Genomic DNA, 26,680 nt, shown 5'->3' with positions numbered 1-26,680 from the left:
ACCGTGACCACCGAGACCACCGAGACTTCAGCCCTGTCCCGCAAGCCACGCGTGCTCGTCCTGTTCGGCGGCCGATCCAGCGAGCACGCCGTCAGCTGCGTGACAGCCGCCGGGGTCCTGGAGGCGATCGACCGCACACGGTACGACGTCGTGCCGGTCGGCATCACGAAGTCAGGGCAATGGTCCCTCGTCTCGGGTGATCCGTCGGCGTGGTCTCTCCGCTCCGATGTGCTTCCCGAGGTGACCGCGACGGAGCAGGCAGTGGTCATGGGTACCGCGGCGGATGGCGGGGAGGGACAGGAACTCCTCGTCGCAGCGCCCGGCTCCGTCCCCAGGAGCCTTGGCGGGGTGGACGTCGTCCTGCCACTCCTGCACGGTCCGTTCGGGGAGGACGGCACGCTGCAGGGCATGCTGGAGCTCGCCGACATGCGCTACGTCGGCGCCGGTGTCCTGGCCTCAGCCGTCGGGATGGACAAGCACTACATGAAGGTGGTCTTCGCGGCGGCGGGACTCGAGGTGGGCCCCTACGAGGTGGTGACGGACCGCCAGTGGCGGACTGACGCGGAAGGCAGCATGCTTCGTGCCGCGGCCCTCGGGTTCCCGCTGTTCGTCAAGCCGGCACGCGCAGGGTCCTCGATGGGCATCAGCCGCGTCGAGGACGCGGAGGGGATCCTGGCCGCGGTGGAGGCGGCGCGAGCACACGACCCGAAGGTGGTGATCGAGGCCGGCATCGTGGGGCGCGAGATCGAGGTGGCCGTCCTGCAGGGACGCGGACTCGACGCGCCGCGCACGTCGCTTCCGGGCGAGATCGCGATCCAGCCGGGCGACCACGCCTGGTACGACTTCGAGGCGAAGTACGTCGACGGCGCCGCTGCGGAGCTCTCCTGCCCCGCGGACCTCCCGCAGGACGTAATCGACCGCGTGCGGGATCTCGCGGGCAGGGCGTTCGACGCGATCGGAGGCGAGGGCCTGTCGCGGGTCGACTTCTTCTACACGCCCGACGGCCGCCTCGTCATCAACGAGATCAATACCATGCCCGGATTCACCCCCATCAGCATGTACCCCCAGATGTGGGCGAAGTCGGGGCTGGGCTACACGGAACTCATCGACGAGCTCATCGGACTCGCGCTGGAGCGGGGTACCGGCCTGCGCTGAGCATGGGCGGCTAGGCCACGACGAGGACTCCGAGGAGCGAGAGCCCGACGAGGAACAGCGTCGAGCCCGCCCCGACGATCGCGAACCGTCCACCCGTGCGGAGCAGGCGGCGGAGGTCGATGCCGGCGCCGAGTCCGAACATCCCCGCGGCCAGCAGGACGGTGGTGAGGGTGCGGCCGGCGTCCAGGAGCGACGGGGGCAGGATGTCCAGCGACCGCAGCACGACCATGGCCAGGAAGCCCAGCACGAAGAGGGGCACCAGGGGAGTCTTCCTGCGGCCGGGCCGCCCTGCGTCTTCCCCTGTTCCACGATCCATAGCGGCCGCGCGGCGTCGTACCCCGACGCTCGCGAGGGCAGTGACCGGCGCCAGCAGGACGACGCGACCGAGCTTGACCACCGTGGCCACGGCCAGCGCCGTCGTCCCGGCCGTGCTGGCCACAGCCACCACCTGGGCCACCTCATGGACGGCCAGCCCGGACCATACGCCGAATCGTGCCGCGTCGAGCCCGGCGACGGCATTGAGCAGTGGCAGCACCACGATCATCAGGGATCCGTAGAGCGTGACCATCGCGACGGCGGAGGCGACCTCGTCATCGTCGGCGTCGACGACGCCCTGCATCCCGGCGACGGCGGACGCCCCGCAGATCGAGAAGCCTGCCGCCATGAGGGCCGCTCCGGAGCGGGTCAGGCCGAGGCGTCTGCCCAGCCAGAGAGTGGCGAAGTAGCTCAAGGACACGCATGCGACGATCAGCAGGACGACCTGCGGCCCCAGGGCGAGGATGTCCGGAACAGCGAGTTGGAGCCCGAGCAGTACGACCCCGGCACGGAGCAGGCGCATGGTGCCGCCACTGATCCCCGTGCGAAGCCTTGCCGAGTAGACGCCCGAGTTGCCGAGCAGGATGCCGAGGACCAGGGCGATGACGAGGGCTCCGAGGACCGTCTGCACGCCGGCCAGGGCCATGGACAGCCCGACGCCGGCAGCCATGACGAGAAGACCCGGGACCCACGCTCGGAGCTGTCGGTACCGGGTCTCCCGGGTGGTACTGGTGTTCATCTGCGGCGTCGGTCCTTTCGGCAGCAACGGCGACGTGCTGTCCGATCGATTGTGTCAGAGGCCGCACGACCTTCAGGCCGGACAGCCCGCCGGGCGGACCGATGCACTGCTGGTGACACGCTTCAGATGATGCCCTCGGTGAGGCCGTTGGGCGTGCCGAACCGGTGGGCCGTGACGCTGATGGCCTGTTCCTGCAGGAACGGCAGCATCTCCACCCGGCCCGACTCGGTGACAGGCTGCGCGTAGATCGCCAGGTCGGGCCGTCCACCGGTCACCCTCGCCAGAGCTGGTGCGCTCCCGCCGATGAGCCGGACGCGCCGGGTGGCGAGCGACGCGCTGCGTGCGAGCCATGCCTCGTCGTCTTCGATGATGATGCTGTCGGACCGCGGCGCGACGATGGCCCGCAGCGACGCCGGGAGATCGACCGCACTGGATACCGTGACCACGGAGTCGGCGGCCACCGCGGCGAGGAGGACACGCACCAGATCCACCAGGGGAGCTCCCTCCGCCAACCGTACCGTCACGGGATGGGGAAGGTAGCGGAAGAGGTTGCGCTCGACGGGCAGCCCCGAGACGTCCTTGACCCGACCGAACTCGGCGGCCCACGCAGCAGCGTCCGAAGCGGCAGCGCGGTCGAGGCGGGCGAGGTCTGGTGCGGACAGACCGGCGCTGTGCGCCGCCGACAGCAGGGGGGCGACGACGGGAAGGGGGGCATCCTGTGCCTTCGATTCCCTGGACGTCCACGCCCCGAGGCCCACGAGGTAGTTCGGTCCCCCCGCCTTGGTTCCCGCGCCGACCGCCGATTTCTTCCAGCCACCGAATGGCTGGCGCTGGACGATCGCGCCCGTGATGCCGCGGTTGACGTAGAGGTTGCCTGCCTGCACGCCGTCGATCCAGGTCGCGATCTCCCGGCTGTCCAGTGAATGGATGCCGGACGTGAGGCCGTAATCGATGTCGTTCTGCAGTGCTATGGCCTCGTCGAGGGTCGCCGCGGTCATGATGCCGAGGATCGGGCCGAAGTACTCCGTCAGGTGGTAGGTGGACCCGCGCCTGACACCGTCGCGCACGCCCGGGCTCCATAGGCGGCCCGAGTCGTCGAGTCGCTGCGGCTCCACGAGCCACGACTCTCCCTCGCCAAGCGCCGTCAGCCCGTCGAGCAGTTTTCCCTCCGCCGGTTCGATGACCGGTCCCATCTGCGTGGTGGGATCGTCGGGGTAGCCGACAGAGAGCGACGTGACCGCGTCGAGGAGCTGGTTGCGGAACCGCGGCGACGAAGCCACGCTGCCGACGAGGATCACCAGGGACGCCGCCGAGCACTTCTGGCCCGCGTGGCCGAAGGCCGACTGCGCCACGTCCTTCGCCGCGAGATCGAGGTCGGCGCTCGGGGTGACGATGATGGCGTTCTTGCCGGACGTCTCGGCCAGGAGCGGCAGGTCCGTCCGGAAGGACCGGAACAACTTGGCGGTCTCGTACCCGCCGGTCAGGATCACGCGGTCGACCCGTGGGTCCGAGATGAGCTGTCGCCCGAGGTCGCCCTCGTCGACCTGCACCAAGCGGAGGACCCCCCTCGGCACTCCTGCTGCCCAAAGGGCCTGGACCATGACGGAACCGGACCGGCGCGCCTGCGAGGCGGGCTTGATGATCACGGAGGACCCGGCGGCCAGCGCCGCGAGGGTCGAGCCCGCCGGGATCGCCACCGGGAAGTTCCACGGGGGCGTGACGACGGTCAGCCGGACGGGAGAGAACAGGGCGCCGTCGACGTCGTCGAGCTCGCGGGCGCGCTCGGCGTAGTAGTGGGCGAAGTCGACGGCCTCGGAGATCTCCGGGTCCGCCTGGTCCAGCGTCTTGCCGGTCTCGGCAGCCATGACCTCCATCAGCTCCGCGCGGTGCGCCTCGAGCGAGTCTCCCGCCCGGTGCAGGATCTCGGCGCGCTCCGCCCCTGTGAGGTCTCCCCAGGACGCGGCCGCGGAGACTGCGCCGGCGATCGTGTCCTCGAGGTCCTCGGCACGGGCGAGGCTGGTGGCGGCGACGAGGTCGTTGCCCAGCTCGGAGGTGGCCACGCGTTCGAGGATCGCCCGCCCCCACGCCCGATTGGCAGGCAGGGAAGGATCGGTGTCAGGAGTGTTCACGAACCCGGTCCCGGGGTGCGCCGGGGCGGGCAGCGTGCGGTCCTGACGGCGGCTGGGAGCCGGGATGGAGGTATCGAGATGCTGGAGCGAGGCGAGGAAGCGGTTCTTCTCACGCTCGAAGAGCGCCTCGTTCTCGGAGAGTTCGAACACTGCGGACATGAAGTTGTCCTGGCTCGCACCCTCCTCGAGGCGCCTGATCAGGTACGCGATGGCGACGTCGAACTCGCTCGGGTGGACGACCGGTGTGTAGAGCAGCAGGGACCCCACGTCGCGCTTGACGGCCTCCGCCTGCCCCTGCGCCATGCCGAGGAGCATCTCGAACTCGATGCCGTGGCGTACCCCGCGCTCGCCCGCGAGCAGCCACGCGAAGGCCAGGTCGAACAGGTTGTGGCCCGCGACGCCGATGCGGACGTTGTCGATGCGGCCGGGCTGCAAAGCATAGTTGAGTACGCGCTTGTAGTGCGTGTCCGAGTCCTGCTTCGAGCCCCAGGTCGCCAGCGGCCAGTCGTGGAGCGACGCCTCGACCTGCTCCATGGGGAGGTTGGCTCCCTTCACCACGCGGACCTTGATGCCGGCACCGCCGCGGGCGCGACGGGCAGCCGCCCATTCCTGCAGCCGGATCATGGCTGCCAGGGAGTCGGGGAGGTACGCCTGCAGCACGATGCCGGCCTCGAGGTTCGTGAACTCGGGCCGGTCGAGGATCGCCATGAAGACCGCGATCGTGAGGTCGAGGTCCTTGTACTCCTCCATGTCGAGGTTGATGAACTTGGGTTTCTCGGAAGTCGCCGCGAGCCTGTACAGCGGAGTGAGCTTCTCTACCACGTGCTCCACGGCCTCCTCGAATGCCCATGCGGGGTGCGGGGCGACGGTGGAGGACACCTTGATGGAGACGTACTCGACGTCCGGGCGCTCGAGGAGCCGGACGGTGCCCTCCAGTCGGCGTTCCGCCTCATGATCCCCGAGGACCGCCTCGCCGAGCAGGTTGACATTCAGGCGGATGCCTTCGCGCCTGATCCTGCTGATCGACCGGCCGAGTCTGGCGTCCGAGGCGTCGATGATGAGGTGCCCGACCATTTCGCGCAGGACGCGCCGGGCGATCGGGATGACGACCTGCGGCAAGACGGGGGCGACGGCGGCGCCGACCTTCACGGCAGAACGCATGTACCAGGGGAGGAAGCCGGGCACCATGGGTGCGATGGCGCCGAGGTTGCGCGCCGCGACGGAGAGGTCCTCGGGGCGGATCACGCCGTCGACGAAGCCGACGGTGAAGGCGAGCCCGTTCGGGTCCTTGAGGACGCCCGCGAGTTGCTTGGCGGATGCGTCGACCGGGACCTTCGACGCCTCGACGAGCCATCGCCGCACGAGGGCGATCGATTCCTCCGGCAGCGCCGCCGGGATGTCCGTGGTGCCGCCGGGACCGGCCGAGAAGTGCGCGGATGTGTCGTCGGACCCGGGGTAGGGGGTGCTGGGCGCGTCCTGGGGTGCCGGGGTAGCGGCGAAACCCTCGCGGGGCGGGATCTGGGTTGTCATGGCAACGGCTTTCGGTTCGACGGCTCACGCCGGGCACAGGATGAAGCAGCTACTTCAGGTTCAGTATCGGGCTCCCAGTAGGATTAGGAAAAGCGATGAATTCCGAAGGATATTCATCACAGAAACCGAACGTGGGAGGTTCCGTGCTCGATCTGCGCAGACTGCGCCTGTTGCGCGAGCTCAAGCTCCGCGGCACGCTCGCCGACGTCGCGGCCGCCCTGAGCTACAGCCCGTCGTCCGTGTCGCAGCAGCTCGCCCTGCTCGAGAAGGAGGTGGGTGTCGAGCTGCTGCGGAAGACGGGCCGCCGGGTCGTCCTGACACCGCAGGCCGAGGTGCTGGTCGCGCATACGGCGGAGTTGCTGGAGACACTGGAACGGGCAGAAGCCGATCTCGCGGCCTCCCTGACGACGGTGTCCGGGACGGTCCGGGTGGCAGTCTTCCAGTCTGCTGCGCTCGCGCTGATGCCGGATGCCCTGACGGCCATGAGCCGGGACTATCCGGACGTGCGCGTGGAGATGGTCCAGCGCGAACCTGAAACAGCCCTGTACGAGACGTTCGCCCGCGACTTCGATCTCGTGATCGCTGAGCAGTACCCTGGACACGCGGCTCCCCGCCACCCTGAACTGGACCACGTGCCGCTGACGGAGGACGCAATCCGCCTCGCTGTTCCGCGGGCCGGGCTTCACCACGGCGGGGTCTCCGCTGTCGCGGAGGCCGCCGATGCCGCGTGGGTCATGGAGCCGAGGGGAGCGGCCTCCCGTCACTGGGCGGAGCAGGCGTGCCGCCGCGCCGGGTTCGAGCCGGACGTCCGCTACGAGACGGCGGACCTCCAGGCGCAGATCCGGCTCATCGAGTCCGGCAACGCCGTCGCCCTCATGCCCGATCTCGTCTGGACGGGGCGTAACGTGCCGGTGCAGCTCTTCGATCTCGACGAGGGCCCGCGTCGTTCGATCTTCACCTCGGTGCGACGTGCGGGTGCACGCCGGCCGGCGGTGCTCGCTTTCCGGGAGGTCCTCGGACGGGCTGCGGCAGGGGTGCCCCACACTCCGTCACCGCAATAGGACGCCCCTCTGCCACGGTTGTTCCCTGCGACACGCAGTTTCCCGTCATGCCGCCCCGCTCCTAAGGTTGTCTCATGTCCACCACGTCCCCGCAGCTCGAACCGGCAGCCGTGCCGGCCACCGTCGAGAGGGTCGCGGAGACCGTCCTGCCCACCAGGCACGGCCTCTTCCGCATGATCGGCTACCGCGACAGCGGGGGAATTGAGCACGTTGCCCTCACGCAGGGGATCGACGACGCCGACGGTGGAGCGCGCAGCATGACGAGTTCGGCTCCGCTCGTCCGGGTCCACAGCGAGTGCCTGACGGGGGACGCCTTCGGGTCCTGGCGCTGCGACTGCGGCGACCAGCTCGAGGCGGCGCTCGCTGCCATCGCCGGGGAGGGTCGCGGCGTCGTGGTGTATGTCCGGGGGCATGAAGGGCGCGGCATCGGTCTGCTCGCCAAGCTCAAGGCCTATGCGCTGCAGGATCAGGGCATCGACACGGTCGATGCGAACACCGAGCTGGGGCTTCCCGTCGACGCGAGGCGGTACGACCAGGCCGCGGAGATCCTCCAGGACCTCGGGATCACGTCCGTCCGCCTGCTGTCCGGGAACCCGGCGAAGGAGGAAGCACTCGAGGAGCTGGGCATCGCCGTCGTCGAGCGCCACGGACTCGCCGTGTCCGAACGCAGGGAGAACGCGGGATACCTCGCGACCAAGCGTGCGCGCATGAGGCACGACGTCGCCCCGTCCGCGGATGCCTGGAGCTCCCTCCTCGACGGCGTCTTGCCAGCGGCACCCGCGCGCGGCGAGGCGGAGGAACTCACCCACCGCTACGGGTATCTCGCCGGTGCCACCGGACGGATCGTCGTCGGGCAGCTGAGGCAGAGCCTCGACGGCTTCATCGCTTCGCGGTCGGGTGACCCCGGGTTCCACGACGACCGGGGGGACCGCGCGCACCTCCAGCGGCTGCGCGCCCTCGTCGACGCCGTCGTCGTCGGCGCGTCCACCGTCCTCGCGGAGGACTGCTCGCTCTCGGTCGAGGACGTGCCCGGTACCAGCCCGGTCCGCGTGGTGCTCGATGCAGGCGCGAAAGTGGATGTCGACGCGCGGGTCCTGGCCGACGACGGCGTGCCCACGCTCTGGATCGTCGCGCGCGACGCGGTCGTCCCCGAGGGCGTGCCGGCCTCGGTGGAGGTGGTGCGGCTGCCCATGGACGACTTCGCACCTGCGCGAGTCCTGGACGTACTGCAGGCGAGGGGGATGGAGAAGGTCCTCGTGGAAGGCGGCGGGAACACCGTCTCACGCTTCCTCGAGGCCGGCCTGCTCGACAGGCTCTACCTCACGACCGCGCCCGTCCTCGTAGGCGACGGCGTGCCCGGCATCAGATTCTCCGGCTCGGATGCACTCGCCGAGGCCCGGACCGCGCCCGTCCGTCGCTTCGTGTTCGGACAGGACATCTGCACCGAATTCAATTTCGCGGCGACGCGGTAGGGCGAGGATCCGGGCCCTGAGGTGCGGTCGGCCGGGCCGTCAGGTCATGCCGGAACGATCAGGAGTCGTCGCCGAGCCTCTTGCTCTTGCCCTGCAGCCGGTCGATGTGCTCGGATGCCTCGGCCTTGGTGATGTCCGCCGGGATCTCCTCGCCGGCTTCGCGTGCAAGCGTGTCGAGGTAGCTGCGCTGGGCGGCGGTCATGGGCTCGTCGCCCGTCACCCAGTCCGAGGGGTCCCGCTCGAAACCGCCCTCGGGCTCGGACTTCGGACTTCCCAGTGTGTCTGCCATGTCTGTTCCTTGTCGTCGTGTCCTGCGTGAGTCATCAGTCTACTTACTTTCCCGTTTCGTTCCGGGAGGGTTGACAGCCCGACCTGCTCGGAGCGGTGGATGCGACTGCAAGCCGAGGAAAGCAGGCGTCGTCGACCGGCGACGTCGCGGCTCAGGATTCGCCGGGCACCTGCGCACCAGCGGTGGCAGTGGCAGGAATCGGGTGCGCGTGCGGCATCGGACCGACGCGTTGCGCGAGGTGGGACCGCAGGTGTCGCTCCGAGTGCGCGGCGAGAAGCATCCGGCCACCGGCGTACCGCACGCCCCCTCGCGCCCGGCTGGCGACGGCGAGCCAACTGCAGACGGCGCGCTCGAGCACCCAGGCCGGCGCCCACAGCGCTGCCGTCGGACGGAAGACGGTCCGCCCTCCGCGGCGCCGGCGGCCTGTCTCCGCCAGTGCCACGACGGCGAGTCCGGCCAGCGCGAGGTGGCGGGGTTCCGGTCGTGCAAGGACGACGGCGGGAAAGAGGCTGAGCTCGATCGCGAGCCGCCCGGGCTGGGCGAAGCTGTCGTACGCCTGGCGGACGCGTTGCTTGAGGAAGTGCCGCGAGGAACAGGGGAGCCGCGCGACGAAGAGTTCGTCCGCCCGGATCTCCCGGCCCCCGGCGGCCCGTACGGTCCGGATGAGTTCGAGGTTCTCGAACAGGGCATCGGCGCAGTAGCCGCCCGTGGAGAGGACGGTGCTGCGCCGGACACCGAGCGTGCCGGGGTAGTCGGAGCCCGCTGCCCGGTTGAGCAGGGACCGACCGGTGTCCCACCGGGCGTGCCAGGGCAGCTGCGCGAAGTAGTTCTGAGGGCGGACGATGTCGGCCTGCTCGAGGAGCTCCAGCAGGCGCTCGAGTTCGGGGCGCCGGTACCGGACGTCGTCGTCGGCGACGACGACGAGGTCATGCCGCGCCGCGGAAAGGCCGGTCAGGACGCCGTGGACCTTGCCGTTGCCGCCGCCGCCCACCAGTCCGGGGTCGGGCGGGAGATGGCGGACCCCTGGCGGGAGAGCGCGAGCGTGCCCCTCGAAGATCGGTCCCGGAGAACCGTCCACCACGGTGACGTCGATCCACTGCACGAGGTCCGCCAGGTAACGGGCCAATTCCGCCAGCGGGCCCTCGCCGGTCCACTTCAACGGCAGGATGTACTCGGCTGAATACCGCATGGGGAGCCTGTGTCCTCCTTGTGCAACGGGTTCACCGGACGCTCGTCCGCTTCCCTTCAATTACTAAGGCTGCTTACGGTGGGTGTGCAAGGGACCCACGAGGTCGATCACCCGTAGACACAGGAGGAACAGTGAGCCAGCCCGCACAGCAGCAGGAACCGCCCGGAACCACCGAGGCCATGGAGCCGACGCCTGACCACGGTGAGCAGTCCTACCGCGGGAGCGGCCGACTCAGCGGCAAGAAGGCCGTCATCACGGGCGGTGACAGCGGAATCGGCCGTGCCGTCGCAATCGCCTACGCCAGGGAGGGCGCGGACGTCCTCATCAGTTACCTCAACGAGGACGAGGACGCACAGGAGACGGCCCGCTGGGTCGAGGAAGCAGGGCAGCAGGCCGTGCTGTTCCCGGGCGATCTGGCCGACGCCGCGACCTGCCGCGCCGTCATCGACAAGGCGGTCGAGGTGTTCGGCAGGGTGGACATCCTCGTCAGCAACGCCGCGTTCCAGATGACCCACGAGTCGATCGAGGAGATCCCGGACGAGGAGTGGGACCGCACTCTGGCCATCAACCTCAGCGCTTTCTTCCACCTGACGAAGGCTGCCCTGCCGCACATGGGGCCGGGTTCCTCCATCATCGGCTCGAGCTCGGTCAACTCGGACAACCCGGTGCCCACGCTGCTGCCCTACTCCGCGACGAAGGCCGGCATCGCGAACATGACCGCCTCGATGGCGCAGCTGCTGGCCGAGCGCGGCATCCGGGCGAATTCCGTGGCCCCCGGGCCCATCTGGACCCCGCTGATCCCGGCCACGATGCCCGAGGAGCAGGTCGAGAGCTTCGGCCAGCAGGTGCCGATGCAGCGCGCGGGCCAGCCGGCAGAGCTCGCCCCGGTGTACGTGCTGCTCGCCTCGGACGAGGCGAGCTATGTGTCAGGTGCACGCATCGCGGTGACCGGAGGGCAGCCGATCCTCTGATACGCGTCCCGGATGGCTACTCCGGGAGCTCGACTCGACTCGACTCGACTCGACTCGACTCGACGCGACATGACACGTCGCGCGGGGCGTGGGGCGTGGCACCCAGCCGTCCGGTGTCGTGTCACGTCGCCCCATGGGCAGTACCCCTCCCGGGCGCCGCGCGGGAGGGGTACCGCCCTAGCCCTCGAACATCGGCAGGGGAGCACCGGCGATTCCCGTCTCGACGGCGAAGAGCGCGCCCGCCGTGGGCTCGGAGCCCTCCGGGATGTTCTCCTGGGTCGTCGTGATGAAGAGGGTTCTCAGGTCCTCGCCGCCGAACGCGCACGCGGTCACGTTCGTCACCGGCAGCGGTATGTGCTCACTGAGCCTGCCCGCGGCGTCGTAGCGCGCGATCGCCCCGCCCGCGTACAGCGCCGTCCAGATACCGCCTTCGGCGTCGATCGCCATGCCGTCCGGCATGCCGAGCGCCGGCTCGACGACGGCGAACGTCCGGCGGTCGGTGAATCGTCCGCTACCCACGTCGTACCCGAGGGCGTCGATGCGTCCGGTGGGCGTGTCGCTGAAGAAAGCGGTATCGCCCGACGGGGAGAAGTGCAGGCCGTTGGACACGGTGATGCCGGTCAGGACGGTGGACACGGCGTGGTCGTGGCCGAGCGAATACAGGCTGCCCGCTCCGAAGCCGCCCTCCCAGCCCATCGACCCGCAGAGGAACCGGCCTGCGGGGTCGCATCCGCCGTCGTTCATGCGGACGGTGGAGTCGCCGAACGCCTCCGGGCCCTGTTCCAGGGTCGAGAACGCGTCGTCGGCGAACACGAATCCCCGCTCGACGCCGACGACGTATCCGCCCGACGCGCGGCCGCGGATGACTCCCGCGAGGCGGGGGTGGACGTCGTGCCGATCGAAGCTTCCGTCGTCGTGACGTACGAGGACGTCACCCTGCATCATGTCGACCAGCAGGAGCTCGCCGCGGCGCGGATCCCAGTAGGGTCCCTCGCCGTGGAAGGTGCAGACGTCGGAGATTTGCTCGGCTTTCACGGTGCCTCCTGGCAGTCGTCGGGTGGGGTGCGTCGTGCGTGGGGCTCGAACCCGCGTCAACCGCCCGTGGGCGCGGGGGTCGCGTCGGCCAGGCCGACGCAGGCACGGGCCTGCTCGACGCGCGACACGGCATTCCCCAGCTCGACGAGGACGGTGCTCGACGCCACTTCGTCCGGGTCGAAGAGGACCTCGACGGCGGGATCGCGCCCGTAGGTGGTCGCGGTCCAGGCGGGATCACCCTCCCGCAGCACCCAGTCGACGTCGTTCACGGTCACGCACGGATCGGTGGTCGGCCCGGGGACGTCCACGCCACAGCGCAGGACGACCTTCGAGGGATCGCCCCAGGCGGATGTCGCCTGGCTGTTGGTGGCGCGCTGTTGGTTCTCCGCAACCGTGGGAGGCAACGCGATCATGACATCGGCGCAGCGCGCGTTCGCCGCGTCCCCTGCCGCGTCGACGTCGACGACCGATGCGCAGCCGGGGAGCCCGACCACGAGTGCCGCGAGAAACGCCAGTGCGGTCATGGCGCGGGGATAGGCAGGCATGGCACCACCCTAGTAGGTGGCAGGAGGCCGGAACCGACACGGAACGGGTTCTGCTCGCGAGAAGCGCGGCAGCGACGGACGGTGACAGTATGCTGCAGGGGCCGCAGTCGACCGCAGGCTGCCCCCTTCCACCCGCATCCGGCGCCGCGACCCACCGCAGCCCTGGTGCGAGAGCGCGAGCCGAGGACGCATGACAACGCCCCACCGCCGGACCCCGGTGATCCCAGTCTTCCGACGAACCGTTCCCGGTGTCGTCGCCACAGCCATTTCCGGGCCGTTGGCAGCACTGGTCGCGGTTGCCGTCCTCGCGGCGCCGGCCGCCGCTACCGGACCCGGCACGCCGCCCGGGCCCCGTCCTGCCGTCGTGGGCCAGCAGGAGCCCGCCGTCGTCGAGCAGCCACAGCCCCAGACCACGTTCGTCGAACCGGCTCCGCCCGTCCCTGATCCGACGGCGACCTCGGGCACCGACCCGGAGACGGGGTTCGCGATCAACGAGCGCACCGGCTTCCTGGTCCACCCGGCTTCCGGGCACCTGATCGAACCGGGGACCGGGTACCTCCTGTTCGCCGACACGCTCATCTACACGAATCTGCGCTACGACTCCACGACAGGTGAGGTCGTCGCAATCGCCGGCGAGGTGCTGGTGCCACGCCCCAGCGCCGGCGGGACGACGCCGGACGCGTCACCGCCCGCGCCCGCGCCCGTGCCGGTACCGGTCGCGCCGTCCCCGACGCAACCGTCGGCTCCCGTCGTCACCGCGACGGCGGCCCTTCCCCCCACGTCCGCCCCTTCCACGCCGAGCAGCCGCACGACGACGGCCTCAGCCCGGTCCAGCACCGCGGGGGTCGCAGCGGAGGAGGAACGCGCTGCCTCCCTGGCCCCGGTCGCGGTGATCGGCGCGGGAATCCTCGCCGTTGCGCTCGCCGTCGTCGTCGTCCTGGCCATACGCCGTCGCGGACGCCACCAGTCCTGACCCCCGGTCCTGACCCCTCACGGCCTGAATTCGCACGACTCCTGTCGCCCTGGATGGCCCGGGAGACCGCCGGGGCCGCCTCCCGCGTGCGGGCCGAATCGGGCGGGACAGCACGTGACCGGTAAAGTGCAGGACGTGAAGAATCTTCTGGTGACCGGCGGAGCCGGCTTTATTGGGTCCAATTTCGTCCACTACCTGATGGAGCACACGGACGTCTCCGTCACGGTCCTCGACAAGCTGACCTACGCCGGCAACCAGGCCTCGCTCGAAGGGCTTCCCGCCGACCGCTTCGAACTGGTCGTGGGTGACATCGCCGATGCCGCCGTCGTCGATCCGCTGACCGAGCGAGCGGATGCCGTCGTGCACTACGCCGCCGAGTCGCACAACGACAATTCGCTGCACGATCCGCGCCCGTTCCTGGACACGAACATCATCGGTACCTACACGCTGCTCGAGGCGGCGCGACGGTACGGCAAGAGGTTCCACCACATCAGCACGGACGAGGTGTACGGCGACCTCGAGCTCGACGACCCCGCGCGCTTCACCGAGAGCACGCCCTACAACCCCTCGAGCCCCTACTCGTCGACGAAGGCAGGGTCCGATCTCCTCGTCCGTGCCTGGGTGCGTTCCTTCGGGGTCCAGGCGACCATCAGCAACTGCTCGAACAACTACGGCCCCTACCAGCACGTGGAGAAGTTCATCCCGCGCCAGATCACGAACGTGATCGACGGCATCCGGCCGAAGCTGTACGGCGAGGGACTGAACGTGCGCGACTGGATCCACGCGAACGACCACTCCTCGGCGGTGTGGACAATTCTGAACGAGGGGGAAATCGGCCAGACCTACCTCATCGGAGCGGACGGGGAGCGGAACAACAAGGACGTCGTCGAGCTCATCCTGTCCGAGATGGGCCAGCCGACCGACGCCTACGACCACGTGGTGGATCGTGCCGGACACGACCTGCGCTACGCGATCGATTCCACGAAGCTGCGGACGGAGCTCGGCTGGACGCCGGAGTTCCACCACTTCGAGCAGGGCCTCCGCGACACCATCGGCTGGTACCGGGCCAACGAGGCGTGGTGGCGCCCACAGAAGGCCGTCACGGAGTCCAAGTACACCGAGCTGGGGCAGTAGCCGTGGGTCCCACTTTCTCGAAGCCGCTCGCAGCCCGCGAGACGCCCATCCCCGGCGTCCTGCTGTTCGACCTCCCGGTGCACGGCGACAACCGCGGCTGGTTCAAGGAGAACTGGCAGCGGGCCAAGATGACGGCGGAGGGCCTCGCCGACTTCGGTCCGGTACAGAACAACATCTCGTTCAACGAGACCGCGGGCACCACGCGCGGCATCCATGCCGAACCGTGGGACAAATTCATCTCCGTGGCCACCGGCCGCGTGTTCGGCGCGTGGGTGGACCTGCGGGAGGGGCCGTCCTTCGGCGCGGTGTTCACCGCGGAACTCGATCCGTCGACGGCGATCTTCATCCCCCGGGGCGTCGGCAACGCGTTCCAGACCCTCGAGGACGGGACGGCGTACACCTACCTCGTCAACGACCACTGGTCCGCCGACGCGCAGGATCAGTATGTCTTCCTCAACCTCGCCGACGAGACGGCCGCCATCGCGTGGCCGGTCCCGCTGTCGGAGGCGGAGCTGTCAGAGAAGGACCGGAATCACCCCCGCCTGGCGGACGTGACACCGCTGGCTCCGCGGAAGACGCTCGTCGTCGGCGCGGACGGCCAGCTCGGCAAGGCACTGCGGAGCGCCCTCGCCGACCACGCGTCCGTCGAGTTCGCCTCCCGCGACGACCTGGACCTGCTCGGAGACCTCGACGGCGCACGGCAGTGGGCCGCCTACGACACCATCATCAACGCCGCAGCCTATACAGCGGTCGATGCAGCGGAGACACCTGACGGACGCGCCGCCGCCTGGGCCGTCAACGTGGCGGGCGTCGCGGCCCTCGCGAGGGTGGCCACGGCGCATCGCCTGACGCTCGTCCACATCTCGAGCGACTACGTCTTCGACGGCTCCCGCCATGTCCACGACGAGGCCGAGCCCTTCAGCCCGCTCGGCGTGTACGGCCAGACGAAGGCGGCAGGGGACGCGATCGTCGCAACCTCCCCCCGCCACTACATCCTGCGGACGAGCTGGGTGATCGGTGAGGGAAACAACTTCGTGCGCACCATGGCTGGCCTCGCAGGTCGCGGTGTCTCGCCGAGCGTCGTCGACGACCAGGTCGGCCGTCTCACCTTCACGGAGGACCTCGCCGCCGCCATCCTGCATCTCCTGGCGACACGCGCTCCGTTCGGTACCTACAACGTCACGAATGACGGCGACCCGCAGAGCTGGGCGGACATAGCGGCGGACGTGTACGCGCTCTGCGGCAGGGACCGCTCCGACGTCACGGGCGTCACCACCTCCGAATATTTCGCCGGCAAGGCCGCAGCGCCGAGACCGCTGCGGAGCACTCTCGATCTGACGAAGCTCAAGGCGACCGGATTCCTGCCGGCGGCCGCGGCGGACCGCCTGGCCGCCTACGTCACTGCGCTGACTTCGTGAGCCGGTCGTCGAGAGCCGACCGGATCCGTCGGTCGCGCACCGTACGGTAGGCGCCATGCCTGATGCATCGCAGGGACCGGACCCGCGTCCCGCCTCCGGCGCCCGGACCGCCCCCACCGATGGCGGTCCCACGGTCGGTGGCGGTCCCACGGTCGGTGGTATGGGCGAGCGGGAGCTGCTTGCGAGGATCATCCCGCTGCTCGGTCCGTCGAAGGGCGCGCTGGTCGGGCCGGGCGACGACGCCGCGGTGCTGGTGCCGGGATCGGGGCCCGTGGTCATCTCGATGGACACACTCGTGGAGGACCACGACTTCCGACTGGTGCGGCCGAACGGCTTCACGACGACGGGGTATGACGTGGGCTGGAAGTCGGCCGCCCAGAACCTGAGCGACATCAACGCCATGGGTGGCACGGCGACGTCGCTCGTCGTGAGCCTGACGCTTCCTCCGGCCACGTCCGTCGCGTGGGTCGAGGACTGCGCCCGTGGACTTGCGGCAGCGATCAGCGAGCTCGGCGCCGACAACTGCTCGGTGGTCGGCGGAGACCTCGGTGGGGGAGCGCAGCTCGTGATCACGGCAGCCGTGACAGGGGTGCTCCGGGGTGCTCCCGTGCTCCGCTCGGGCGCCGAACCAGGTCACACGATCGCCATCGCGGGAACATTGGGCCGTGCGGCCGCCGGTCTTGCCCTCCTGGAGGACGGCCGCCCCATCGCCGATTTCGGTCCTGCAGGAAAGGAACTGGCGGCGGCACAGCTGCGTCCGGTCCCACCCCTCGCGTCGGGCCCGGCAGCCGCCGCCGCCGGGGCGAGCGCCATGCTCGACATCTCGGACGGGCTGGTCCGCGACGCCGCACGGATAGCGACGGCCAGCGGAGTGCAGCTCGACTTCCGGCCGGCAGCCCTCCTTCCTTTCGCCGAGGAACTCCGCTCGACCGCAGATCTGCTGGGAGAGGATCCGATGCACTGGGTGCTCGGTGGTGGGGAGGACCATGGTCTGCTGGCGACCTTCCCGGCAGATCGCTCCCTGCCACCCGGGTTCACTGCGGTAGGCTCGGTAGTGCCGGGCAAGCCACTGGTGACACTGGCGTCACGGGCGACGGCCCTCAGGGGATGGGATCATTTTGCACACTAAAGTCACCGCTAATGCTGTGGCGATGAAGCGATGGTTGAGCAAGGCCGAAGAGTCGCTCGGCAACCACAGCGACCGCCTGAACGCCATCAACATCTTCCCGGTGGCGGACGGCGATACCGGGACGAACCTGTACCAGACTGTCCGTGCCGCGGCCCGAGCCGCCCATGACGCCGACACCTCGGACCTCGGTGACCTGCTCGCCATCGCTGGGATGGCAGCAATGGAGGACGCGCGGGGAAACTCGGGAACCCTGTTCGCGGTGTTCCTGGCAGCCCTCGCCGAGCCCCTGCACGGAACCACGCGACTCACCTGTACTCTCCTGGCGTCGTCGCTGCACCGCGCGCAGATCCGCAGCTGGTCCGCCCTGAGCGATCCTGTCCCTGGCACCATGCTGTCGGTACTGGAAGCCAGCGCGCGTGGAGCTGCCGAGACCGCGGCCGCGCACACCGCCGACGACAGCAATCTCGCGCTCGCGCTGACCCTGAGGTCCTCCGTGCAGGAGGCCCTGCGCGCAGTCGTGCAGACGGAATCGCAGCTCGGCGCCCTGACCGCCGCGAAGGTCGTGGACGCCGGTGGGGTCGGGTTCCTGCTGATCCTCGATGCGCTGCGTGCCGCGGCGCTCGGCGAGGAGTTGCAGGACGAACTGCTCGACGGCCTCCACGGCTACGACATCCAGGCGCCGCACATCCACAACGGCGGTGATGCCGACGGCGTCGAGGTCATGTGCACCATCAACCTCAGTCCGCTCGATGCCGCGACCCTGCGCCTCCACCTCGACGAACTGGGTGATTCGGTCATCATGAGTGCCGTCACCGAGGTTCCCGAGGGCTACCGCTGGCGCGTCCATGTCCACGTGCCGGACGCCGCTCCCGCCCTGGCCCTGATCCACCAGGCGGGCGAGCCGGTCAACATCACGGTGACCCAGCTCGCCGCCCCCGCGATCGGAGCCGAGGCCGGTGACTCCTGACACGGCGCGGTCGGTGACCGCCTCGGACCTCGACGCACCGCTCGACCGGCATCTGGGCCCGGTCGCGAAGCTACTGGCCAAGCACTTCGGCATCACTACGGTGGGCGAACTGCTCAACCACTTCCCGCGTACCTATCTCAAGCGCGGCGAGCTGACCCCGATCGCCGACGTGCCGGTGGACGAGGAGGTCACGCTGATCGCCCGCGTGCAGTCCGCCAACTCCCGCAGGATGCACACCCGAAAAGGAATGCTCCTCGAAGTCGTGATCACGGATGACGCCGACGGCGGGATCGGTCAGATGAACCTGACGTTCTTCAACGGGTACGGCGCCGAACGCGAACTCCGCCCCGGCGTGCGTGCGATGTTCTCGGGCAAGGTCACCGTGTACCGCGGCAAGCTCTCGCTGACCAATCCCCGCTACGTCCTCCTCGACGAGAGCGACGGCGACCCCGAGTACGTCAATCGCCCCATCCCGGTCTACCCGGCCGTCGAGAAACTCGGCAGCGAACGGATCGCGATCGCCGTGGGCACGCTGCTGGATACGCTCCGGCTCTCGGAGCTGGACGATCCCGTGCCCCAGGCGATCGCCCGCCGGGACAAGCTCATGAGCCTCGCTACCGCCTATGAGCTCGTGCACCGTCCCCTCCAGATCGAGGACGCGTACCGTGCGCAGCACCGGTTCAGGTACCAGGAGGCATTCGTCCTCCAGGCCGCCCTCGCCAGGCGACGGGCACTGGCTGCTCGCGAGCAGGCGACGGCACGACAGCCCCGCGACGGCGGACTGCTCGACCAGTTCGACGCGAGCTTGCCGTTCACCCTGACGCAGGGGCAGCTCGATGTCGGAAGGACGATCGCCGAGGACCTCGCCCTGGATCATCCGATGAACCGGCTCCTGCAGGGCGAGGTCGGCTCCGGCAAGACCCTGGTGGCGTTGCGCGCGATGCTGCAGGTCGTCGATGCCGGCGGGCAGGCAGCCCTCTTCGCGCCCACGGAGGTCCTCGCCGCCCAGCACCTCCAATCGATCACCAGGACCCTCGGTCCCCTCGCCGAGGGCGGCATGCTGGGAGGTGCGGCCGACGGCACGCGCGTGGTCCTTCTCACGGGATCGATGTCGACCGCGCAGCGCAGGAGATCGCTGCTCGATGCTGCCTCCGGTGACGCAGGAATAGTCATCGGCACGCACGCCCTGCTGTCGGACAACGTGGAGTTCTTCGACCTCGGGCTCATCGTCGTCGACGAGCAGCATCGTTTCGGGGTGGAGCAGCGTGACTCGCTGCGGACGAAGGCACGCACGTCCCCGCATGTCCTCGTGATGACCGCGACGCCGATTCCCCGGACGGTCGCGATGACGGTGTTCGGGGACCTCGAGACGTCGACGCTGTCCGAGCTGCCGGCGGGGCGGTCCCCGATCGCCACGCACGAGGTAGGGCTCACGGAGCACCCGGCCTGGATCGACCGGATCTGGTCGAGGGCCCGCGAGGAGATCGACGCGGGGCGTCAGGTGTACGTCGTGTGCCCGAAGATCGGCGACGACGGCAAAGCCGACGAGGATGCTCCCGAGGTGCTGTACGGGGAACCGCAGGTCGACCGGAAGTCCGGCGGCCAGCAGGAGCTGACCAGCGTCGTCGCCCTCTTCGAGTCCCTGGGCGGGGTCCCGCAGCTGCAGGGAGTGACGAGCGGGATGCTGCATGGGCGGATGGACCCACAGGACAAGGCGGACGTCATGTCACGCTTCGCCGAGGGGAGCGTGCAGTTGCTCGTCGCGACGACCGTGATCGAGGTCGGGGTGGACGTACCCAACGCGACGCTGATGGTCATCATGGACGCGGACCGCTTCGGCATCTCCCAGCTCCACCAGTTGCGCGGTCGCATCGGTCGCGGCGGGCACGCCGGAACCTGCCTCCTCGTCACGAAGCTCGAGCCCGACCATCCGAGCCGTGAGCGGTTGTCCGCCGTCGCCTCGACGACGGACGGGTTCGAGTTGTCCCAGAAGGACCTGGAGCTCCGACGGGAGGGCAACATCCTCGGTGCGTCGCAGTCAGGCGGCCGGTCGGCGCTGCGGTTCCTGAAGATCACGCAGCACGGCAAGGTCATCGAGAAGGCGCGGGAGGATGCCCAGCACATCGTCGCCGAGGATCCGGATCTGCGGGCCCACCCCGGCCTCCTCCTCGCCATCGACCTCTATCTGAACCCGGAGAAGGAAGCCTTCCTCGAGAAGGGCTAGCGCTAGGAACGCCGCAGATGAGGGCGTAGCATCGTTTCCGTGACGCAGATACGGATAGCCGACGCCGCCCGCTTCCTGGGCGTGAGCGACGACACCGTGCGGCGCTGGATCGAGACCGGCATACTCGGCAGCTCCAAGGATGCCTCGGGCAGGGCTGTCGTCGACGCACTGGAGCTCGCGCAGCTGGCACACCGCAACGCGGTCCTGCCGGGAGACCCGTCGGACATCGGACGCTCGGCACGCAACCGGTTCGTCGGCATCGTCACCGGGATCGTCCTCGACACCGTCATGGCGCAGGTCGAGCTGCAATGCGGTCCGCATCGCGTGGTGTCCCTGATGAGCAGCGAGGCGGTCCGGGAACTCGGGCTCGAGCAGGGATCCGTTGCGATAGCGGTCGTCAAGGCGACCACCGTCATCATCGAGACCCCCTCCGGTCGGGCGTGAACCCGGTGTCGGCCAGGCGGGCCTCCAGGGCTGGAGCGAGGCGCCTGACGGTGCCCGCCGCCCTGGCCGCCGTCGTGCTGGGCGTAGCTGCCTGTGGAACCGACGGCCCGGACGCTGCACGCCCCGTGCCCAATGATGCTTCGGACGGCAGCATCACGGTCTTCGCTGCGGCCTCCCTCACGGCACCCTTCACGGAGTTGGCCGGGCAGTTCGAGGCGGCGTATCCGGGTTCGCAGGTGACCCTGAATTTCGCAGGGTCGTCGGATCTCGTCGGTCAGCTGAGCGAGGGCGCGCCGGCGGACGTCTTCGCCTCGGCGGACGAGGAGAGCATGGCAAAGGTGGCCGAAGCGGACCTGCTCGCCGACGAACCGGTCGCGTTCGCGACCAATACCCTCCAGCTGGCGGTCCCGTCCGATAATCCTGCCGGGATCACCTCGCTCGAGGACGCGGCCAGGCCGGGAGTGAAGGTGGTCGTCTGTGCGGAGCGAGTACCGTGCGGTGCCCTAGCGGCGAGGCTCCAGGCGGCAGCCGACGTCGACCTGGTTCCCGTCAGCGAGGAGTCCTCGGTGACGGACGTACTGGGAAAGGTTACGTCGGGTCAGGCGGACGCCGGGCTGGTCTACGTGACGGATGTCCGGACTGCGGGAGCTGCTGTCCGAGGCATCGGGATCCGGGAGGCCGGCAGTGCCGTCAACACCTACCCGATCGCGGCTCTCGCCGATAGCGCCTCTCCGGCGACGGCTCAGGAGTTCGTCGAGTTCGCGTCTGGTCCGGTCGGGCGGGCAGTGCTCGGGGCGGCTGGCTTCGGTGCACCCTAGGCCCGCACGTCCCCGGTCTGCGGCGGCGGGTGCGGAGACGGCACGCGTTCCACGCTGGGTGGTGGCCGTCGCCGTCGTCGGTGGACTCTTCGTCCTGCTGCCCATCGCAGCCATGGCACTCCGGGTCGACTGGCCGCGCTTCCTTCCCCTCGTCAGCTCGGACAGCGCGCAGGCAGCGCTCCTGCTCAGTCTGCGGACATCGCTCACCGCGACCGCACTCTGCGTCGTCGTGGGCGTACCCATGGCCCTCGTTCTCGCCCGCACGTCGTTCCGCGGACAGCAGCTCGTCCGATCCCTCGTGCTCCTGCCCCTGGTCCTTCCGCCCGTGGTCGGCGGCATTGCCCTCCTGTACACCTTCGGCCGTCGGGGATTGCTCGGCAGCACCCTCGGCACGCTCGGCATCGACATCGCCTTCTCGACGACGGCGGTCGTGATGGCCCAGACATTCGTCGCACTGCCGTTCCTCGTCCTCAGTCTCGAGGGAGCCCTCCGCACCGTCGGAACCCGCTATGAAGCCGTCGGTGCCACGCTCGGGGCGGACCGCTGGACGGTGCTCCGGCGCATCACCCTGCCCCTCGTCCTGCCCGCCCTCGTGTCGGGGGCGGTCCTCTCGTTCGCCCGCGCGCTGGGGGAGTTCGGGGCCACCCTCACGTTCGCCGGGAGCCTCGAGGGTACGACCAGGACGCTGCCGCTCGAGGTCTACCTGCAGCGGGAGACCGATCCCGACGCTGCCGTCGCTCTGTCGCTCATCCTCGTCGTGGTCGCCGTCGTGGTCGTCGGCATAGCGCACCGGGTGAGGCCGCTCGGGGCCCTCCGGGCCGCTCCGGGCGGATCCGCGCGGCCCCCGGGCGGGCACGGGCGTCTCCCGTGAGCCTCACTTTCGCCGCTACCGTCGCCGACCGCGGATTCGACGTCGCGTTCGAGCTGGAGGCGGGGGAGACCCTCGCCGTCCTCGGTCCGAACGGTGCAGGCAAGTCCACGCTGCTCGGGCTCCTCGCAGGCCTGCTGGCACCCACGGCGGGCCGCGCGGAGCTGGACGGAAGGCTCCTGTTCGACGTCACCGAGGGCCGCCGCGTCCTCATGGAGCCGCGGCACCGCGGTGTCGCGCTGCTGGCGCAGGAGGCTCTGCTGTTCCCCCACCTCACGGCCCTCGACAACGTCGCCTTCGGACCCCGGAGCCGGGGAGAGCGCCGGCGCGCATCCCGTTCGACGGCCCGACGCTGGCTGGAACGGGTGGGGGTCACCGACCTCGCTGCCCGCAGGCCGGCCGAGCTCTCAGGCGGTCAGGCGCAGCGGGTCGCCGTCGCGCGGGCGCTGGCTGCCGATCCGTTCCTGCTGCTGCTGGATGAACCACTCGCAGCCCTCGACGTCACCGTCGCCCCGGCCCTCCGCGTCCTTCTGCGCAACGTCCTGGCGCATCGCTCCGCCATCATCGTCACGCACGATCCGCTCGACGCTTTTCTGCTTGCGGACAGGGTCCTCATCCTCGATTCCGGCAGGGTCGTGGAGGCCGGCCGCACCAGGGACGTCCTCACGCGCCCCGTCACGGCCTTCGGAGCGCGCCTCGCCGGCCTCAACCTCGTGGCGGGCCAACGGACGGCGACCGGATTCCGGGCCGGCAACGGGCTGGAGGTGCCGGTGGGCGAGGGAACGCCCGAAGGACCGCGGCTCGCCCTTGCCGTGCGCCCGGCGCGAGTCGCCGTGGCCCGCGCGCCGGGCGAAGAGCCCGGCTGGAGCTGGATCAGGGCCGTCGTGGACGACGCCGAACACCGCGGCGATACCGTCCGCGTGCATGCAGCGGGGCTTTCGGCGGACGTCACTCCCGCGGACGTCGTCGAGCTCGGTATCGAGCCCGGAGCCGAGGTGTTCCTGGGCTTGCGGCACCACGACGCCGTCGTCTACCCCGTCTAGGGGCCGATCCGCGCTGCGCTACGGCCGGGCGATAGAGTCTGGACATGACCCGCATCATCGCCGGAGCCGCGGGCGGCTCCACCCTGGCCAGCGTCGAGGGCAATGGGACCCGACCCACGACCGACCGTGTGAAGGAAGCACTGTTCTCGCGCCTCGAGTCCTACAACGTCCTGCACGGAGCCCATGTGCTCGACCTCTACGCGGGATCAGGATCGCTCGGCGTGGAGAGCGCGAGCCGGGGAGCCGCGACCGTAGACCTCGTCGAGTCCGCCGACAGGGCTGCAGCAGTGGCGCAGCGGAACGCCGACCTGGTGAATCGTGTGCTCGGCTGGACGGCCGTCCGGGTCCACCGGGCGAAGGTCGAGACCTACCTGGAGCGGGTGGCCCCTGAACTGCAGTGGGATCTGGTCCTCATGGACCCGCCCTATACGGTCGGGGCCGACGGCGTAATCGCCGTTCTCGTGGCCCTCGAGTCGAGGCTCGCTGAAGGCGCCGTCGTGGTCGTGGAGCGATCCGCGCGGTCGCCCGAGCCCGCCTGGCCGGCCTGGCTCGAGCGTTTCTCGGACAAGAAATACGGGGAGACCCGCCTGTGGTTCCTCGAGCCTGCCGTTGAGGCGAATCCACCGATCCCCTGAGCGGCCCCTGACCCTCTCCCGGTCCGACCCAGCAAACCATTCCGGGGCCCCTGGGGCGCGGCACCGGTTCGCACTCCGGTGCCGCGCCGGTTCCGCGGGCTACGCCGTGCGTCGCGTCCTCGCCAGGGCGGTCACGCCGGCGGCGAGTCCCAGCAGGCCGGCGACGAGACCGACCCAGCCGAGGGCCGACGAGGAACCGGCCTCCGTGCTCGCTACCGCTTGCTCGGCGTCGATTGCTTCAGCGGTCTCGGTGCCTCCGGCAGCGCCTCCGTGAGAGCCATGGGAGTCCTCTCCCTCGCCCGCGGCGGTGGTGACGAAGGAGGGCGCGGGCTTGTCGGGTTCCTCCGCTCCCTCGACGGTTTCCTGGTTCCATTCCACGACGTCGCCATCGGTGTAGGACTGCGTAGCCGGGAGAATCACCGTGGAACCCGCCTCAGGAAGGCGGCCGACCGAGATCGAGAACGTCTGGTACTCCTGCTGTGAGATCTCGGCGCCGGCCTCGGCCGTCCATACGACCGACAGCGGGCCCTCGGTCAGGGTGGCGCCGTCGGCGGTCGTGACAGGTTCCGGAAGGGTGCCCGTCACCACCTCCGCCGTCCAGCCCTCGACCGGCTTGACGCGGACCGACGTGAAGGGCTGCTCCATGGGGAGCTGCACCTCGAGCTTGTTCGTGGCGGCGCTCTCGGACTCATTCGGCACGCTGAAGGTGAGCTGGGAGTAGCCGTTCTCGGTCGTCGACGCCGGTGCGACGGTGACGTGCGCGCTGGCTGCGCCGAGGCCGATGGCCATCAACCCTGCCGTCGTCAGGGCGATGGCGCCGGTCGTGAGGGCGCGCTTGGGGGAGGACGTAGTCATTGAACTGCCTTTCGGGGATGCGCTCCATCCGCGGGAACGCGGGCGATGGAGCAGCGGAAGCTGATGGAGGGTGCTGGCGGTGCCCGCCGCGCGCCCAGCTGCCGCCGGCGAGGTCCATGGTGGACCTCCTCCTATCGGCGAGGCTGGGTCAGGCTGGGGACAGGACCAACGCCGGCGGTCCCCGGAGGGTCGGCACGGCGGCATGAACCGACAACGGCGCGAGGGGCGCGGTGGCGTCGGGGGCCGGACGATGTGCCGGGGCCGCGAGGGGAGGCACGACCGGCGGCGCGAGGAGGGGCCGGAGCCATGCGTGCAGGAGCTCGACCGCTGTGTCACTGCGAGCGACGGCGAAAGCGAGGATGAGGGTGGCGATCGCGTGCAGGACGATCATGGCAGGCGCCGTGCCTGCTCCGAGCTGTTCCGACGCAACCGGCGAGCACGCGAGTTCGAAGGCTGCATGGTGTCCGGGCGTGGCCGACGAGCTCTGGCACACGGCCGGAACGGCGGTCATGCCGAAGAGATGGTGCAGCAGCATCTGCCCTGATCCCATGGCCACCAGGGATGAGCGCAGCGTGAGCGTCCGCCGGGCCATCAGGAGGGTCGGTACGAGCAGCAGCACGCCGAACAGGACCATGACTCCGGCAGCGGGAAGGTGCCCGGCGGCCACGACGTGCGATGCGGAGGAGACCGAGAGGATCAGTGAGACGAGAACGACGGATCGTGCATAGGGAAGCCCCGAGGCAGCCATCGTTCCCTCCTCCCCGTTCATCCTGTCATGTGGCGCTCCTGACGGGGTGCGCCCTTCTCAGGGTACAACTGCCGGACGACGCGCGAGCGTACACCTACTTCGCTCGGCAGGCCTCCGCGGATGGGCGCCGGCCACGAACAGGTGGAGCGCCGGTCGGGTATCTCCCGTCGGGGCGGTCACCGTGTCGGCTGCGCAGGATCGCGGTGGCGACGGAGGTGGGCGCCGCCCACCAGGCCGACCAGAAGGGACGTCACGATCAGGCACAGCGCTATCCCGTTCCACGGTGCGACTTCGCGGAAGGCGACCAGCAGCCCGAGCCCTGCGGTGGTGAGGGCCAGGACCACGCACGCGAAGGCGACGGTGGTGGGACCGGCGGGCGACGGCGCAGGTGCTTCCCTCACTCCTTCGCGTCCTTCCGGTCTGCCGCGCCCATGAAGCTCGCGGCGCTGTCATCGGGAGTGTGTGTCTGCTGCAGTTCGGGGTGGTGCAGGTCGAGGGCAGGACGCTCCGAGCGGATCCGGGGGATGGACGTGAAGTTGTGGCGTGGCGGCGGGCACGACGTCGCCCACTCGAGCGAGGCTCCGAAGCCCCATGGATCGTCGACCTCGACCTTCTTGCCGTGCCGCCAGGTGATGTAGACGTTCCACCAGAACGGGATGATGGACGCCCCGAGGAGGAACGAGCCGATGGTGGAGAACTGGTGCATCTCCGTGAAGCCGTCCTCCGGCAGGTAGTCGGCATAGCGTCGCGGCATACCCTCGACGCCGAGCCAGTGCTGGACCAGGAAGGTGGCGTGGAAACCGAGGAACAGCATCCAGAAGTGGATCTTGCCCCACCGCTCGTTGAGCATGGTGCCGGTGAACTTGGGCCACCAGAAGTAGAACCCGGCGAACATCGCGAACACCACGGTGCCGAACACCACGTAGTGGAAGTGGGCAACGACGAAGTAGGTGTCGGAGACGTGGAAGTCCAGCGGCGGCGAGGCCAGGATGAT

General features: G+C 69.7%; 25 protein-coding genes. 15 read left to right on the top strand and 10 right to left on the bottom strand.

Annotation, left to right across the window (positions count from 1 at the left end; genetic code table 11):
* Positions 1–3 precede the first annotated feature (3 nt).
* Positions 4–1,155, top strand: a complete 1,152-nt coding sequence (locus CXQ96_RS10355; RefSeq protein ID WP_258059057.1) for a D-alanine--D-alanine ligase family protein — start codon at positions 4–6, stop codon at positions 1,153–1,155.
* Between the two features lie 10 nt (positions 1,156–1,165).
* Here CXQ96_RS10355 and CXQ96_RS10350 read toward each other — a convergent pair whose 3' ends face one another.
* Entirely contained in the window at positions 1,166–2,209 is a 1,044-nt protein-coding gene (locus CXQ96_RS10350) for a YeiH family protein (RefSeq protein WP_104117969.1), read from the bottom strand.
* A 122-nt stretch (positions 2,210–2,331) separates the two neighbouring features.
* Positions 2,332–5,868 carry a bifunctional proline dehydrogenase/L-glutamate gamma-semialdehyde dehydrogenase gene (locus CXQ96_RS10345; RefSeq protein WP_104117968.1) on the bottom strand — a complete coding sequence of 1,179 codons (3,537 nt, stop codon included), beginning with the start codon at positions 5,866–5,868 and terminating at the stop codon, positions 2,332–2,334.
* A gap of 143 nt (positions 5,869–6,011) precedes the next feature.
* Between CXQ96_RS10345 and CXQ96_RS10340 the strand changes: the two genes are divergently transcribed.
* Entirely contained in the window at positions 6,012–6,929 is a 918-nt protein-coding gene (locus CXQ96_RS10340) for a LysR substrate-binding domain-containing protein (RefSeq protein WP_104118128.1), read from the top strand.
* Positions 6,930–7,003: 74 nt separating this feature from the next.
* Positions 7,004–8,401: a GTP cyclohydrolase II gene (gene ribA / locus CXQ96_RS10335; protein ID WP_104117967.1), complete on the top strand. Its 1,398-nt coding sequence runs from the start codon at positions 7,004–7,006 to the stop codon at positions 8,399–8,401.
* 58 nt (positions 8,402–8,459) lie between these two features.
* Here ribA and CXQ96_RS10330 read toward each other — a convergent pair whose 3' ends face one another.
* Positions 8,460–8,690, bottom strand: a complete 231-nt coding sequence (locus CXQ96_RS10330) for a DUF3072 domain-containing protein (RefSeq protein WP_104117966.1) — start codon at positions 8,688–8,690, stop codon at positions 8,460–8,462.
* A gap of 151 nt (positions 8,691–8,841) precedes the next feature.
* Positions 8,842–9,879, bottom strand: coding sequence for a glycosyltransferase (locus tag CXQ96_RS10325; RefSeq protein WP_104117965.1), 1,038 nt, complete (start codon positions 9,877–9,879; stop codon positions 8,842–8,844).
* Between the two features lie 131 nt (positions 9,880–10,010).
* On the opposite strand from CXQ96_RS10325, the gene CXQ96_RS10320 reads away from it, so the two are divergent.
* On the top strand, positions 10,011–10,850 hold the full coding sequence (locus tag CXQ96_RS10320; RefSeq protein ID WP_181036426.1) for an SDR family oxidoreductase: 840 nt from the start codon (positions 10,011–10,013) through the stop codon (positions 10,848–10,850).
* A 177-nt stretch (positions 10,851–11,027) separates the two neighbouring features.
* On the opposite strand, the gene CXQ96_RS10315 is transcribed toward CXQ96_RS10320, so the two are convergent.
* Both CXQ96_RS10315 and CXQ96_RS10310 read right to left on the bottom strand, forming a co-directional pair.
* Positions 11,028–11,885, bottom strand: a complete 858-nt coding sequence (locus tag CXQ96_RS10315; protein ID WP_219816124.1) for an SMP-30/gluconolactonase/LRE family protein — start codon at positions 11,883–11,885, stop codon at positions 11,028–11,030.
* A 56-nt stretch (positions 11,886–11,941) separates the two neighbouring features.
* The gene (locus CXQ96_RS10310) at positions 11,942–12,430 is read right to left on the bottom strand and encodes a DUF3515 family protein (RefSeq protein WP_104117964.1); all 489 of its coding nucleotides are present in this window, start codon (positions 12,428–12,430) and stop codon (positions 11,942–11,944) included.
* Positions 12,431–12,620: 190 nt separating this feature from the next.
* Between CXQ96_RS10310 and CXQ96_RS10305 the strand changes: the two genes are divergently transcribed.
* The 11 genes from CXQ96_RS10305 to rsmD all read left to right on the top strand — a co-directional run bounded on the left by CXQ96_RS10305 (position 12,621) and on the right by rsmD (position 24,083).
* Positions 12,621–13,403 carry a hypothetical protein gene (locus CXQ96_RS10305; protein ID WP_146070855.1) on the top strand — a complete coding sequence of 261 codons (783 nt, stop codon included), beginning with the start codon at positions 12,621–12,623 and terminating at the stop codon, positions 13,401–13,403.
* A 135-nt stretch (positions 13,404–13,538) separates the two neighbouring features.
* Positions 13,539–14,537, top strand: a complete 999-nt coding sequence (rfbB, locus tag CXQ96_RS10300) for a dTDP-glucose 4,6-dehydratase (protein WP_104118125.1) — start codon at positions 13,539–13,541, stop codon at positions 14,535–14,537.
* 2 nt (positions 14,538–14,539) lie between these two features.
* Positions 14,540–15,955 (top strand): bifunctional dTDP-4-dehydrorhamnose 3,5-epimerase family protein/NAD(P)-dependent oxidoreductase, encoded by a 1,416-nt coding sequence (locus tag CXQ96_RS10295; RefSeq protein ID WP_104117962.1) that lies wholly within the window; start codon positions 14,540–14,542, stop codon positions 15,953–15,955.
* A 160-nt stretch (positions 15,956–16,115) separates the two neighbouring features.
* Positions 16,116–17,084: a thiamine-phosphate kinase gene (gene thiL, locus CXQ96_RS10290; protein ID WP_258059056.1), complete on the top strand. Its 969-nt coding sequence runs from the start codon at positions 16,116–16,118 to the stop codon at positions 17,082–17,084.
* A gap of 22 nt (positions 17,085–17,106) precedes the next feature.
* Positions 17,107–18,051 (top strand): DAK2 domain-containing protein, encoded by a 945-nt coding sequence (locus tag CXQ96_RS10285; RefSeq protein ID WP_104118124.1) that lies wholly within the window; start codon positions 17,107–17,109, stop codon positions 18,049–18,051.
* Positions 18,041–20,275, top strand: a complete 2,235-nt coding sequence (locus CXQ96_RS10280; protein ID WP_258059032.1) for an ATP-dependent DNA helicase RecG — start codon at positions 18,041–18,043, stop codon at positions 20,273–20,275. Before CXQ96_RS10285 ends, CXQ96_RS10280 begins: the two co-directional genes overlap by 11 nt.
* Positions 20,276–20,314: 39 nt before the next feature.
* Positions 20,315–20,719, top strand: coding sequence for a molybdopterin-binding protein (locus CXQ96_RS10275; protein WP_104117960.1), 405 nt, complete (start codon positions 20,315–20,317; stop codon positions 20,717–20,719).
* A gap of 50 nt (positions 20,720–20,769) precedes the next feature.
* Positions 20,770–21,537, top strand: coding sequence for a molybdate ABC transporter substrate-binding protein (gene modA, locus CXQ96_RS10270; RefSeq protein ID WP_258059031.1), 768 nt, complete (start codon positions 20,770–20,772; stop codon positions 21,535–21,537).
* Positions 21,527–22,408: an ABC transporter permease gene (locus CXQ96_RS10265; protein ID WP_258059030.1), complete on the top strand. Its 882-nt coding sequence runs from the start codon at positions 21,527–21,529 to the stop codon at positions 22,406–22,408. Before modA ends, CXQ96_RS10265 begins: the two co-directional genes overlap by 11 nt.
* Complete coding sequence (locus tag CXQ96_RS10260; protein WP_104117959.1) at positions 22,405–23,448, top strand: sulfate/molybdate ABC transporter ATP-binding protein; 1,044 nt, start codon at positions 22,405–22,407, stop codon at positions 23,446–23,448. Before CXQ96_RS10265 ends, CXQ96_RS10260 begins: the two co-directional genes overlap by 4 nt.
* A gap of 44 nt (positions 23,449–23,492) precedes the next feature.
* Positions 23,493–24,083, top strand: coding sequence for a 16S rRNA (guanine(966)-N(2))-methyltransferase RsmD (rsmD, locus tag CXQ96_RS10255; protein ID WP_104117958.1), 591 nt, complete (start codon positions 23,493–23,495; stop codon positions 24,081–24,083).
* Between the two features lie 99 nt (positions 24,084–24,182).
* On the opposite strand, the gene CXQ96_RS10250 is transcribed toward rsmD, so the two are convergent.
* The 4 genes from CXQ96_RS10250 to CXQ96_RS10235 form a co-directional block, all read right to left on the bottom strand.
* Positions 24,183–24,938: a YcnI family protein gene (locus CXQ96_RS10250; RefSeq protein WP_104117957.1), complete on the bottom strand. Its 756-nt coding sequence runs from the start codon at positions 24,936–24,938 to the stop codon at positions 24,183–24,185.
* A 148-nt stretch (positions 24,939–25,086) separates the two neighbouring features.
* A complete protein-coding gene (locus tag CXQ96_RS10245) occupies positions 25,087–25,686 on the bottom strand; it encodes a hypothetical protein (protein ID WP_146070854.1) in 600 nt (199 codons plus the stop codon).
* Positions 25,687–25,862: 176 nt separating this feature from the next.
* On the bottom strand, positions 25,863–26,087 hold the full coding sequence (locus CXQ96_RS10240) for a hypothetical protein (protein WP_104117955.1): 225 nt from the start codon (positions 26,085–26,087) through the stop codon (positions 25,863–25,865).
* A partial coding sequence (locus tag CXQ96_RS10235) for a cbb3-type cytochrome c oxidase subunit I (protein ID WP_181036425.1) occupies positions 26,084–26,680 on the bottom strand: 597 nt, incomplete at its 5' end. The genes CXQ96_RS10240 and CXQ96_RS10235, both read right to left, overlap by 4 nt.

The organism is Arthrobacter sp. B1805 (genome assembly GCF_002929745.1).
Taxonomy (GTDB): Bacteria; Actinomycetota; Actinomycetes; order Actinomycetales; family Micrococcaceae; genus Arthrobacter_D.
The sequence above is the reverse complement of the archived record's forward strand: the minus strand, read 5'-3'. Positions and strand labels throughout refer to the sequence as shown.